Below are 12543 nucleotides of genomic sequence, written 5' to 3' on the forward strand. Positions count from 1 at the left end.
TTAGGTTTGATGCGGATATTAACAGGCTCTTATAATCAGGTATGCCAACTGAACCCTACATTCAGCCTATGCATGCTCTAGACGACGCCCCTATTCTTTGTATTGTTGGGCCCACTGGCGCAGGCAAAACCCATCTCGCCATGTCCTTGGCTGAGTACGCAAAATCGCTTGGTCAAACCATTGAGCTCATCAGCATGGATTCTGCTCTGGTCTATCGCGGCCTAGATATCGGCAGTGCCAAACCAACCAAGGCAGAACAGGCTGCTGTTATTCATCACCTCATTGACATTATTGATCCCACTGAAGTGTATTCAGCTGCTCGCTTTGCTAAGGATGCAAAGCGCCTTTGCACAGAAATTCGTGAGCGAGGAAATATTCCAGTAGTTGTAGGCGGAACCATGTTGTATTGGCGTGCTTGGGCACACGGCCTTTCTTCGCTACCACCAGCCAATCCAGAGATTCGGGCCAGATTGGATGAGGAAGGTAAAGCTATCGGCTGGCCAGCTATGCACGATAAACTCGCCATAGTAGATTCTGAAACTGCAGCACGCTTAAAACCAAATGATTCGCAAAGAGTACAGCGAGCATTAGAAGTTTTTGAAATCACTGGTAAGCCTATGTCAGTATTGCTTGCCGACTCGCCTAGTGAAGATGGTAGAGAAGGTTCTGCTATTCCGCCCTGGATTAATTTAGTGTCACTGGAGCCCAGTGATCGCAAACGATTACATCTCAATTTAGAAAAACGCTTTGACGAAATGCTCGCTGCCGGTTTTATGGATGAAGTCAAAAAGCTTCGCACCAATACTGAATTGCATGCAGATCTTCCAGCTATTCGTTCAGTAGGCTATCGTCAGGCTTGGGAATTTCTCAACGGGGAAATTGACGCTGAACAGATGCGCTACAAGGCCTTGGCAGCAACCAGACAACTTGGCAAGCGGCAGCTCACTTGGCTGCGCGCAATAGAGGGCAGAAATACCTTTGACCCCTTCAACCCTGGTGAGCTTAAGGCGGCGCTGGATTACTGCAAAAAGAATTTAGCTCGGTAAGTAGATGATTCTCTGAGTAGCTTAAATAACGATCGTTTGTGGCGCATCTTTTGGACGCTCAACCACTTCACCAACCGTCCAAGCTTTAAGACCTTGAGCCGTTAGCGACTTGATCGCTACATCTACCTGGTCAGGGGCAACAATGACCACCATGCCGATGCCGCAGTTAAATACGCGCACCATTTCTGCATCAGCAACGCCACCCTTCATTTGCAACCAACGGAAGAGCTCAGGCATTTGCCAACTATCCCGATGCAAAACTGCTTGAGTATTTTCTGGTAGCACGCGTGGTACGTTATCAACCAAGCCGCCACCAGTAATATGCGCCATACCTTTTACATTGATTTCAGAAATCAACTTCAGTAGCGGCTTCACATAAATCTCGGTTGGCGCCATCACGACATCGCCCAGTGAACGACCACCTAAATCATCGCTTGGCTTTGCACCAGCGCGTTCAATAATTTTCCGTACCAAAGAGTAACCATTTGAATGTGCGCCACTTGAGCCAATTGCCAATGCTGCATCACCGGGGACAATCGTTGCACCAGTAATGATTTTGGATTTCTCAACTGCGCCCACTGCAAATCCAGCCAAGTCATATTCACCCGGTGGGTACATGCCAGGCATTTCTGCAGTTTCGCCGCCAATTAATGCGCAGCCAGATAGCTCACATCCCTTGGCAATACCACCAACAACAGTTGCCGCCGTATCAACGGTTAATTTTCCGCAGGCAAAATAATCTAAGAAGAAAAGGGGTTCAGCGCCTTGGACCAAAATGTCATTCACACTCATAGCCACCAAGTCTTGACCAATGGTTTCATGGCGATTCCATTCAAAAGCCAACCTGAGCTTGGTACCAACACCATCGGTACCGGACACCAATACTGGCTCCTTGTAGCGCTTAGGCACCTCAAAAAGGGCTCCAAAGCCACCAATTCCAGCCAAAACACCCTCGCGCATTGTTTTCTTAGCAAGCGGTTTGATACGATCAACTAAGGCATCCCCAGCATCAATATCGACGCCAGCGTCACGGTAGGAAAGGCCTTTTGAGGAAGAATTAGTAGATGAGGTCATATTAGCGCTGGAATATTAGTAAAAAATGCTACTGGGTCAGTAGAATCATTGAATTCTAGAGGATTACTCGTAATGGCTGAAATTTTTACCCCTTTTCTGGCTGCATTCATCCTGGCCTACATCCTGCGGCCCGCTTTTCTATGGCTCGAGGGGCGTCGATTACCTGCGCCGGCTGCTGCTGGTCTGACGGTAATACTGGGTTTAGGTGTGGTTATAGCGATTTTGAGTCTCTTTGTTGGACTACTCAAAACAGAGATCCCCCTCGTTAAGGAACAATTGCCTGATTGGATCGCAAACACTCAGGCTTGGCTTGGGCCCAAACTGGCCGAACTTCATCTCAATATCGATTGGGGTGCTTTAAAAACGACCGCCTCTCAAAAAATTTCAACGCATATTAGCGATCACGCAGATGCTCTAATGACGAGCACTTTTGAAACTGTACTCATGTCTGGTAGCTCAGTCATCGCAGCATTTGTGAATTCGGTTTTGATTGTGTTTGTGATGTTTTATTTGCTAATCGATTGGGATCACTTCTTTGGGTTAGTTAAAAAAATAGTTCCCGTACGAGCACAGGAGACAGTTCATCACTTAGCAATGCATACCGATGGTCTACTCTCACAATATTTGAACGGCATGGTGATTGTGATTTCCATCATGTCCGCTTTTTATAGCATCGGCCTGAGCATTATTGGCATCAAAGGCGCTGTTGCTCTAGGCATCTTTACCGCACTGATGATTGTGATTCCCTATATTGGAATTACTTTAGGCTTCAGCCTTGCCATTTTGTCGGCGCTGCTTCAGTTTGGCCCGCAACATGAAATCATCTGGGTATTAGTACTTTATGGCCTAGGCCAATTCCTAGAAGGCTTTGTCTTAACTCCACGCCTAGTGGGTGAGCGCATTGGCTTGCATCCAGTGGCTGTCCTATTTGCCTTACTTCTCTTTGGCAAACTCTTCGGCTTCTTTGGTGTTTTGCTAGCCCTTCCGATCAGCGCTGTAAGTTTGGTATTAGTCCAGTATTTCTGGTCTGTATACACCCAAAGTTCCTGGTATCAAAAGTAAATTTAGCGGTAATGAATACATCCTCACTTCCAAAGCAATTTGCGCTCGATATCAGCCATTCCCCTAAAGCGAGTTTAGAAAATTATCTGCCTGGAAAAGATCTTGCCTTAATTTCTGCTTTGCGCGACTTAGAGCGCTCTTGGGTAAATGTTGACATACAAAGTTCCACCAATCCCTTAAATCAGCGCTGGATTTACTGGTGGGGACCCGAAGGTTCTGGGCGCAGTCATTTACTCAATGCCATTGGGAATGCCGCCGAGCAAATAGGGCTAGAACATATTGCCCTATCCCAACACGAACCGATATCTTGGGTTCGTTTAGAAGAAAAAATGGGGGCGCTTACTGATAGCGCCACTCCTTCAGTCATTACCGTAGATGATGTTGATGGCCTAGATGAGCGCCTTGTTGGGTCACTTTTTCGCATCCTGAATGAAGTACGGGCTAGCAAGGCAATTCATATTTTTATGGCTGGCAATGCTGCACCAGCCAGCTTGAAGCTCCGGGAGGACCTACGAACCCGTCTAGGCTGGGGTTTGATCTTTCAGACACAGCTTTTGGATGATGATGAGAAAATACAGGCATTAGAGGAAGCGGCCAAAGCACGAGGACTCGTTTTATCTCCGGATGTATTGCCTTGGTTATTGAGTCGGTTTTATCGAGATATGCCTAGCTTGATGGCTTTGATTGACGCATTGGACGCCTACTCTCTAGAAACAAAGCGTGCTGTAACCTTGCCACTTGTACGTGAGCTCTTGCAGCCTAAATAATTTATTCAATATTTCATTTGTGACCCAGTTAGCCCTTTTCGATTTAGACCACACTCTTTTGCCCTGCGATAGCGATTACGAATGGGGCCAATTTTTGGCGCGTATTGGTGTTGTAGACAGCGAATACTACGCACGACAAAACGAACGCTTTTATCAAGACTACAAAGAGGGCAAGCTTGATATTCATGAGTTTCTGCGTTTTGCTCTTAAGCCACTTTCAGAACATTCGCGCGTGCAACTCAAAGAGTGGCACGATGCTTTTATGAAAGAAGTGATTAACGGGCAACTTCGCCAACAAGCAATGGATCTAGTAAAGCGCCACCAAGATGCGGGAGATCTCTGCTGTGTGATTACCGCCACCAACAGCTTTGTAACTCGTCCTATCGTGGAAAGTTTTGGTATCGAACATCTCATCGCCACCGAACCAGCCACCGCAGATAACCAGCCACTGGCTAATTACACCGGTGAAGTGAAAGGTATTCCGAATTTTCGTGAAGGCAAGATTCAGAACCTGCATGATTGGCTGGCATCTCAAAAACTGTCCTTAGATACCTTGCCTTACAGTTACTTTTATTCTGACTCGATGAATGATCTTCCTTTACTTGAAAAGGTAAGCCATCCTGTCGCCACCAATCCAGATGATCGCCTTCGCAACGAAGCTAAGCAGCGTAACTGGCCCATTCTTGAATTGTTTGCATGATCACTAAATTTATTAAACGTATTTTGCGGCGCGACCCGATGGTCAAGCACACCCAAGCGAACAATACTGGCGCTCCGAAACGCATTCCTAAAAAATCACATCGGATTGATCCGCACTTGCTTTCCAAGAACGCAGTAAAGGTAACCCATACATTGCAACAAGCAGGCTATGAGGCATTTATTGTGGGGGGCGCCGTTAGGGATCTTGCTCTTGGTATTAGCCCAAAAGATTTTGATGTTGCTACTAACGCTACGCCCGATCAAGTGCAAAGACTCTTTCGCAAGGCACGCCTGATTGGTCGCCGCTTTCAGATTGTGCATGTCACCTTTTTTGGCAAAGGTCATCCTGAAATCATCGAAGTATCCACCTTCAGAGCTCTACTGGATAACGCAGGAGATCATGTGGCTGAAAGTGGTCGAATCCTACGCGACAATGTGTGGGGCTCTCAAGGTGAAGATGCCGCCAGACGTGACTTCACGATCAATGCAATGTATTACGATCCCTCCTCCGAAACTGTTCTTGACTATCACGGCGGAATGGCAGACATGCAAAAGAAGACCTTGCGCATGATTGGCGACCCTGCTAAACGCTATCGCGAAGATCCTGTACGCATGCTCAGAGCTGTGCGTTTTGCAGCTAAAACGGGTTTTGAATTAGACGCTGCTACACGCGCTCCGATTGCAAAGCTAGGCACTCTATTGAACGATGTTCCTTCAGCCAGACTCTTTGACGAAATTCTCAAACTTTTGATGTCAGGCTACTCCTGGAAAGCAATCCAAGGACTAAAGGATGCCGGACTTCATCATGGACTGCTGCCACTGCTTGATCACATCCTAGATAAGGGCGAAGATTCTAAAGGGGCTAATAACTTCGTAAAGCTTGCTTTAGCCAACACCGACGATCGTATTCAGTCCGGCAAAAGTGTTTCTGCTGGATTTTTATTTGCCACCCTACTTTGGCCTGATCTACTGAAGAACTGGAAAGCCAACTCCGCCAAAGGTATGGCTAATATTCCCGCCTTGCACGATGCGATGGATGACACGATTGCCACCCAGAGCAGCGGCATGACCATTCAACGCCGCTTTGAAAGCGATATGCGCGAGATTTGGTCCATGCAACCCCGCTTTGAGAGACGCGTAGGTCGTTACCCCTTCCGCCTGATTGAATCCCCTCGTTTCAGAGCGGGTTATGACTTTATGTTGCTACGCTGCGCAACTGGGGAGCTGAATTCAGCTATTGGCCAATGGTGGACAGACTTCATCGCGGCTGATCCCACTGGGCAGGAAGAGCTGATGGCTAGCGTCAAAAATGAATCTGGCAACAATACTAGCCCTGCCAAAAGAAGGCGCCGTAGAAAGCCAAAATCAGCAGCGCCCCCAGAGAGTGCAGCAAGCTAAGCAAACTTAGAGAAATTTCAGTAAAGTAGTTTCATCTCTCGTTTGGAAAACTATGGCACGAGCATTTATCGGATTTGGCGGCAATATCGGCGACACGCGTCAGCTTATTACTGATGCTATTGTTTGCTTGGCACTACGTGCTGAGCTACAAATTCTGGCAAAAAGCTGCTTTTATCAAAGTGCGCCCGTTGAAGCTACCGGCGGTGATTACATTAATGCCGTTATCGAAGTTGAAACTGAATTAAGCCCATATGGCCTTCTTCATGTCTGCCAAACCATTGAGCAAGAGTTTGGTCGTGAACGTCCATATGCAAATGCACCCCGGACCCTTGACCTCGACATTCTCTCTTTTGAAGGGGTTACGCAGAACGAAACTGAGTTAATGCTGCCACACCCCAAAATCATAGAGCGCTCATTTGTACTTCTACCCCTGCTAGAAATAGCCCCGGATATTTTTCTGCCCAACTGGGGTGAACTCAAAGCCTACCTACCGAATGTAGCTCATCAAAGAATTGAAAAACTCGCTTGCAGGAACTGCAATTGCGGGGAAAAAGACGTTTATAGCCAAACGGCACATTAATTCATTAAACTCTCGCCATGGGTTACTTACAAGGCGACAAGCCAATCACAATCACTAAGCTCCTCGCAATGCATGCTGAGGGTGAAAAGATCTCTATGCTCACCGCATATGACTCCACTATGTCAGCGCTTCTTAATCGCTGCGGCGTGGAGACCATTTTGATTGGTGACTCACTCGGCAATGTAATTCAGGGGCACTCCTGCACAACGCCGGTAACAATTGAACAAATGGCATATCACACCGAATGTGTGGCACGCGCAAATACTCATGCCTTTCTCATTGCCGATCTTCCGTTTGCAAGCTATGGCGACCCAGTACAAGCCCTAGAGTCCTCCGCTCAACTAATGCGCGCTGGTGCCGATATGGTTAAGCTTGAAGGCGGCGGTGACTGGCAAGTAGATGTCATTAGTCATTTAGTTGAACGTAGCGTTCCTGTCTGTGCCCACTTAGGCTTACTCCCGCAATCCGTTCACGTCTTGGGTGGCTATAAGGTGCAAGGTAAATCTAAAGATGCAGCTAGCGTGATGCTTGAACAAGCGCTTGCATGCCAAGCTGCTGGTGCGCAAATGGTGGTGCTAGAAGCAATCCCCTCTTCCTTGGGCGAGAAGATCACTGCAGAACTTCACATTCCGACTATTGGTATTGGCGCTGGACCAGATTGCTCAGGTCAAGTATTGGTTCTGCAAGATATGCTGGGCATTAGCCCAGGTAAGCCGCCGAAGTTTGTCAAAAACTTCATGGATGGTCACCACTCGGTTGAAGCTGCCATCAAGGCGTACATTAGAGAAGTGAAGTCCGGGAAATTCCCCGGACCAGAATACGGCTTTGCTGGCTAATTAGCTAAAGAAGCTCTTCACACCATCAAACCAACCCTTTTGCTGAGGGCTGTGCTTATCGCCACCAGACTTAAGGCTATCGTCAAACTTCTGTAGTAATTTCTTTTGTTCTTCAGTCAACTTCACCGGTGTCTCCACGAGAACATGAACGAAGAGATCGCCTACTAATGTTGAGCGTAGACCCTTGATGCCTTTATTCCGCAAGCGGAATGTCTTCCCGGTTTGCGTACCCTCTGGAATCGGAAACTCAACGCGTCCGGCCAGGGTTGGCACTTCGATGTCTCCACCAATAGTTGCCGTCGCAAAAGAGATTGGCATCTGCACGTGCAAATCACTACCGTCGCGCTCAAATACTTTATGCGGCTTAACGCGCACTTCTACATAGAGATCGCCAGATGGTCCGCCATTAATGCCTGGCTCACCATTACCCACTGAACGAACACGCATACCGTCATCAATGCCTGCTGGTATTTTGATCTCGAGTGTTTTTTGTTCTTTATGTTTACCGCTGCCATGACATGTTTTACATGGCTTAGGAATGTACTCGCCAGTACCACGACACTTAGGGCAAGTTTGCTGCATGGAGAAGAAGCCTTGCTGCACGCGCACCTGCCCATGCCCGCCGCAGGTTGTACAGGTCTCTGCTTTTGTGCCCGGCTCAGCACCAGTACCATGACAGGGTTTGCAATTACTCCAGCTAGGAATGCGAATTTGAGTTGTATAACCCTCGGCAGCTTGCTCAAGAGTAATGTCCATGTTGTAGCGTAAATCCGCACCTTTGTAGACTTGCGGACCAGACTGACGGCCGCCGCCTTGACCAAAAATATCTCCGAAAATATCACCAAAAGCATCGGCAAATCCGCCACCGCCAAAACCGCCCCCACCAAATCCGCCACCCATGGATGGGTCGACTCCAGCGTGACCATACTGATCATAAGCAGCACGCTTATTAGGGTCAGTTAGGGTTTCGTAAGCTTCTTTAACTTCTTTAAACTGGGCTTCAGCCGTTTTGCTATCGGGATTGCGATCTGGATGATGTTTCATCGCCATCTTGCGATAAGCCTTTTTCAACTCATCATCACTGGCACCTTTTGCTACACCAAGCACTTCATAAAAATCGCGTTTACTTTTAGGCACGGCCTATTCCTCTCAACAACCTGAATGGCACAAGTCGGCACGAGGCCGACTTGTTATTTAAGTACATCAAAACTACGTTAATGAATGTCTGATTTCAGAATTACTTCTTGTCATCAACCTCTTTGAAATCAGCGTCAACAACGTCTGCATCAGGAGCAGCGCCAGCAGCTTGACCGCCAGGGGCCGCGCCAGGAGCAGCGCCACCTGCTTTAGCTTGCTCAGCAGCCATGACTTTTTCGCCAAGCTTCTGACTGGCTTTACCCAAAGCTTCTGTCTTAGCTTCAATCGCTTCTTTATCGCTACCTTTGATTGCTTCGTCCAAGTCTTTCAAGGCCGCTTCAATCGCTTCTTTTTCAGCAGCTTCTAAGCTGGCGCCATGCTCTTCCAAGGCTTTCTTAGTTGAGTGAGCCAAGGCATCTGCCGTATTGCGTGCAGTTACCAACTCAAGCGCTTTCTTGTCCTCAGCAGCATTAGCCTCGGCATCTTTCACCATGCGTTGAATTTCTTCTTCGGTTAAACCAGAGTTTGCCTTGATAGTGATCTTGTTCTCTTTGCCAGTGGTTTTGTCTTTTGCAGTTACGTGCAAGATACCGTTAGCATCAATATCAAAAGTCACTTCAATTTGCGGCATACCGCGTTGCGCAGGGGCTATACCTTCAAGGTTAAATTCACCGAGCAACTTATTCGCAGCAGCCATCTCGCGCTCACCCTGGAAACACTTGATGGTTACCGCTGGTTGGTTATCTTCCGCAGTGGAGTAGACCTGTGAATGTTTGGTAGGAATCGTTGTGTTCTTAGGAATCATCTTGGTCATTACGCCACCAAGGGTCTCGATACCCAATGACAACGGGGTAACGTCCAAGAGCAATACGTCCTTGCGATCACCAGACAATACAGATCCCTGAATTGCGGCACCAACAGCAACAGCCTCATCTGGGTTAACGTCTTTACGTGGCTCTTTGCCAAAGATTTCTTTTACTTTGTCCTGAACTGCAGGCATACGGGTTTGACCACCAACCAAAATAACGTCGTCAATGTCAGCAACATTCACGCCAGCATCTTTAATCGCAGTTAAGCAAGGGCCAGCTGTACGCTTGATCAACTCTTCTACCAAGGACTCTAATTTGGCACGGGTTAACTTCAAGTTCAAATGCTTAGGACCGCTAGCGTCAGCTGTCACGTAAGGCAGATTGATTTCTGTTTGTTGTGCGGATGACAATTCAATCTTGGCTTTTTCTGCAGCATCCTTCAAGCGTTGCAACGCTAATACGTCTTTGCTCAAATCAACGCCCTGTTCTTTCTTGAACTCAGCAATGATCCAGTCAATAATGCGTTGGTCAAAGTCTTCACCACCCAAGAATGTATCGCCGTTAGTAGAGAGCACTTCAAACTGCTTCTCACCGTCAACGTTAGCAATCTCAATGATGGAAACGTCGAATGTACCGCCGCCTAAGTCATACACAGCGATCTTGCGATCCACTTTGTCTTGCTTGTCCAAACCGAATGCCAATGCAGCAGCTGTTGGCTCATTGATGATGCGCTTAACATCCAGGCCAGCAATACGACCTGCATCTTTAGTTGCTTGACGTTGACTGTCATTGAAGTAAGCAGGAACAGTAATCACTGCCTCTGTCACTTCTTCACCGAGGTAATCTTCGGCAGTTTTCTTCATCTTGCGCAAGATTTCAGCGGACACTTGTTGTGGCGCCATTTTCTTGTCGCGCGCTTCAACCCAAGCATCACCGTTATCGGCAGCAATAATTGCATAAGGCATCAAGCCGATGTCTTTTTGTACTTCAGGATCTGTAAATTTACGACCCATCAAACGCTTAACTGCATAAATAGTGTTTTTAGGATTCGTCACTGATTGACGCTTTGCAGGCGCACCAACCAATACTTCGCCATCCTCAACGTAAGCGATGATGGATGGAGTTGTACGAGCGCCTTCGGCGTTTTCGACAACTTTAGGTGCATTGTTTTCAACGACTGAAACACATGAATTCGTGGTTCCTAAGTCGATTCCGATAATCTTTCCCATAATTGCTCCAAAAAATTAAATTGTTTTGTTGTACTGATAAATATTTCGATACCCAGTAAATGGGGTCTAAAAAGGAGATTTCAAGGGCATAAAGAGCAAAAAAGGCAGAAATCTGCCTTTTTTATGCTTTTTTGGGAGGTTTAGCCCCTATTCTGCCTATTTTGGAGCGCTAACCGTCACTAAAGCAGGTCTCAAAACCCGTTCGGCTACGGTATAGCCGCGCTGTAATACAGAAACCACGGTATTGGACTCTTGCTCGGCAGGAACCGAGGCGATTGCCTGATGGTGGTGAGGATCAAACTTATCTCCAACCGCAGGGTTAATTTCAGTCATGCGGCCTTTTTCAAAGGCGGAAAGCAGTTGCTTGAGGGTGATCTCCAAACCTTCTTTGAATGCCTTGGCATCACCAGCATCAGTACTTAATGCCGCATAAAGACTATCCGTCACAGGCACTAAATGCTCTGCAAAACTTTCAATTGCAAACTTATGCGCTTTAGCAATATCTTCCACGGCACGACGGCGAATATTTTCTCCCTCAGCCTTTGCGCGCAAGAAGTTATCTTGCAGCTCACCAATCTTTTGATTGAGTTCAGCAATTTCCTGTTCAGGCGTCTTTACAGCCGGAGTTTCTGCTGTAGCTTCTATGATCGGCTCAGCTGCAGAATTCTCTTGCTCAGGGGAAGGGTTTTGATTTTCTTGTGTCATGGACGCTATTTTACTTTTCTATAAAGATGACTATTACTTTGTAACATGGGGTCAATTAAATCAATTTCAAGACTTCATTCTTTCGGCTAATTCAGCTCTTTCATTACGCTTTGCTAATTCAGCCTCAGACTCCACCCCTAAAGACCAGCCTTGTAGATGATGATGGGCAATATCGCTCATAGCCTCAATCCACTTAGGGCTGCTGTTCAAGCAGGGAATATAGCGATAGTCCTTACCACCATGCTCCAAGAAGATTTCACGGGCCTCCATCGCAATTTCCTCAAGCGTTTCTAAGCAATCCGCCGGAAATCCAGGACAAAAAATATCAATGCGTTGACAACCTTCTTTAGCCAACTTCTCAATCGTTGGCGCTGTATAGGGCTTTAACCATTCCGCTTTACCAAAGCGCGACTGGAAGGTCACAATATATTGACCAGGCTCTAAGCCTAAAGATTCACCAAGTAGACGCCCCGTTTTCAAGCACTCACAATGATAGGGATCGCCCTTCATGAGGTTACGTTTCGGCAAACCATGAAATGACATGACAAAACGATCGCCCCTTGCAAAATCAGGACGACCATCTTGATCCCAACTACTTAAAACTTGATCACGTAGTGCGGTAATGTAAGCAGGATTGTCGTGATAGTGCTTCACTAATCGCAACTCAGGCTGATCACGCCAAGTACTGAGCACTCGAAATGCTTCATCAAAACTAGATGCTGTTGTAGTGGCAGAGTACTGGGGGTATAAAGGCAGGAGCAATAAACGCTCCATGCCTTGTGCCTTGAGGCTCTCAAGAGCAGATTGCGTGGATGGCTGACCATAACGCATGGCCAGATCCACCAAAACAGTATGCCCCTCATTGGTAAATTTTTCGCCAAGCTCTTTAGCCTGTAAGCGTGAGTAGTGCATTAATGGGGAGCCTAATTTTGGCAGCCAAATAGAAGCATATTTTTTGGCAGAGGCACCACTACGGATTGGCAAAATAATGCCATTCAATATGCACCACCAAATAATGCGTGGAATCTCCACTACTCGCGGATCAGAAAGGAATTCTTTTAAATAGGCGCGTACTGCTTTAGCTGTCGGCGCAGACGGCGTGCCTAAGTTCAGCAGTAGGACTGCTGTTTTGGATGCGCGTAGATGCGGATTTGGATTCAAGATATTGTGTCTCTAGTAGTAAGGTTTAAATATATAAGCA

12 protein-coding genes are annotated in these 12543 nt (G+C 47.1%); 7 read left to right on the forward strand and 5 right to left on the reverse strand.

All coding sequences use genetic code 11. The features are described 5' to 3' along the window. The first annotated feature begins 41 nt into the window (after positions 1-41). Entirely contained in the window at positions 42-1046 is a 1005-nt protein-coding gene (miaA, locus tag AOC20_RS08140; protein WP_215360114.1) for a tRNA (adenosine(37)-N6)-dimethylallyltransferase MiaA, read from the forward strand. Between the two features lie 21 nt (positions 1047-1067). Here the strand turns inward: miaA and purM are convergent, their stop codons facing one another. After that, positions 1068-2120, reverse strand: coding sequence for a phosphoribosylformylglycinamidine cyclo-ligase (gene purM / locus AOC20_RS08145; protein ID WP_215360117.1), 1053 nt, complete (start codon positions 2118-2120; stop codon positions 1068-1070). A 72-nt stretch (positions 2121-2192) separates the two neighbouring features. Here purM and AOC20_RS08150 point away from each other — a divergent pair, with 72 nt between their 5' ends. From AOC20_RS08150 to panB, 6 genes are read left to right on the forward strand one after another with little or no spacing between them, the layout of a single operon-like run. Continuing rightward, positions 2193-3182 (forward strand): AI-2E family transporter, encoded by a 990-nt coding sequence (locus AOC20_RS08150; protein WP_215360119.1) that lies wholly within the window; start codon positions 2193-2195, stop codon positions 3180-3182. A gap of 11 nt (positions 3183-3193) precedes the next feature. Further along, complete coding sequence (gene hda, locus AOC20_RS08155) at positions 3194-3949, forward strand: DnaA regulatory inactivator Hda (protein WP_215360121.1); 756 nt, start codon at positions 3194-3196, stop codon at positions 3947-3949. A gap of 19 nt (positions 3950-3968) precedes the next feature. Next, positions 3969-4649, forward strand: a complete 681-nt coding sequence (locus tag AOC20_RS08160) for a histidinol-phosphatase (RefSeq protein ID WP_215360123.1) — start codon at positions 3969-3971, stop codon at positions 4647-4649. After that, positions 4646-6046 (forward strand): polynucleotide adenylyltransferase PcnB, encoded by a 1401-nt coding sequence (pcnB, locus tag AOC20_RS08165; RefSeq protein ID WP_215360125.1) that lies wholly within the window; start codon positions 4646-4648, stop codon positions 6044-6046. Before AOC20_RS08160 ends, pcnB begins: the two co-directional genes overlap by 4 nt. A 52-nt stretch (positions 6047-6098) precedes the next feature. Beyond that, a complete protein-coding gene (gene folK / locus AOC20_RS08170; RefSeq protein WP_215360127.1) occupies positions 6099-6626 on the forward strand; it encodes a 2-amino-4-hydroxy-6-hydroxymethyldihydropteridine diphosphokinase in 528 nt (175 codons plus the stop codon). Between the two features lie 17 nt (positions 6627-6643). Then, on the forward strand, positions 6644-7462 hold the full coding sequence (panB, locus tag AOC20_RS08175; protein ID WP_215360129.1) for a 3-methyl-2-oxobutanoate hydroxymethyltransferase: 819 nt from the start codon (positions 6644-6646) through the stop codon (positions 7460-7462). Here the strand turns inward: panB and dnaJ are convergent, their stop codons facing one another. The 4 genes from dnaJ to hemH all read right to left on the reverse strand — a co-directional run bounded on the left by dnaJ (position 7463) and on the right by hemH (position 12503). Further along, on the reverse strand, positions 7463-8599 hold the full coding sequence (dnaJ, locus tag AOC20_RS08180; RefSeq protein ID WP_215360131.1) for a molecular chaperone DnaJ: 1137 nt from the start codon (positions 8597-8599) through the stop codon (positions 7463-7465). A gap of 100 nt (positions 8600-8699) precedes the next feature. Beyond that, entirely contained in the window at positions 8700-10637 is a 1938-nt protein-coding gene (gene dnaK, locus AOC20_RS08185) for a molecular chaperone DnaK (RefSeq protein ID WP_215360133.1), read from the reverse strand. 156 nt (positions 10638-10793) lie between these two features. Then, a complete protein-coding gene (gene grpE, locus AOC20_RS08190; RefSeq protein ID WP_215360135.1) occupies positions 10794-11342 on the reverse strand; it encodes a nucleotide exchange factor GrpE in 549 nt (182 codons plus the stop codon). Between the two features lie 66 nt (positions 11343-11408). After that, positions 11409-12503 (reverse strand): ferrochelatase, encoded by a 1095-nt coding sequence (gene hemH / locus AOC20_RS08195; RefSeq protein ID WP_215360138.1) that lies wholly within the window; start codon positions 12501-12503, stop codon positions 11409-11411. Positions 12504-12543 lie beyond the last annotated feature (40 nt).

Origin of the sequence: Polynucleobacter ibericus (assembly GCF_018687955.1) — a bacterium.
Taxonomy (GTDB): Bacteria; Pseudomonadota; Gammaproteobacteria; order Burkholderiales; family Burkholderiaceae; genus Polynucleobacter; species Polynucleobacter ibericus.

Coding starts and splice junctions, on each gene's coding strand:
- hda (WP_215360121.1), top strand. CDS start 3,194: ATGAATACATCCTCACTTCCAAAGCAATTTGCGCTCGATATCAGCCAT.
- purM (WP_215360117.1), bottom strand. CDS start 2,120: ATGACCTCATCTACTAATTCTTCCTCAAAAGGCCTTTCCTACCGTGAC.
- pcnB (WP_215360125.1), top strand. CDS start 4,646: ATGATCACTAAATTTATTAAACGTATTTTGCGGCGCGACCCGATGGTC.
- grpE (WP_215360135.1), bottom strand. CDS start 11,342: ATGACACAAGAAAATCAAAACCCTTCCCCTGAGCAAGAGAATTCTGCA.
- dnaK (WP_215360133.1), bottom strand. CDS start 10,637: ATGGGAAAGATTATCGGAATCGACTTAGGAACCACGAATTCATGTGTT.
- panB (WP_215360129.1), top strand. CDS start 6,644: ATGGGTTACTTACAAGGCGACAAGCCAATCACAATCACTAAGCTCCTC.
- folK (WP_215360127.1), top strand. CDS start 6,099: ATGGCACGAGCATTTATCGGATTTGGCGGCAATATCGGCGACACGCGT.
- miaA (WP_215360114.1), top strand. CDS start 42: ATGCCAACTGAACCCTACATTCAGCCTATGCATGCTCTAGACGACGCC.
- AOC20_RS08150 (WP_215360119.1), top strand. CDS start 2,193: ATGGCTGAAATTTTTACCCCTTTTCTGGCTGCATTCATCCTGGCCTAC.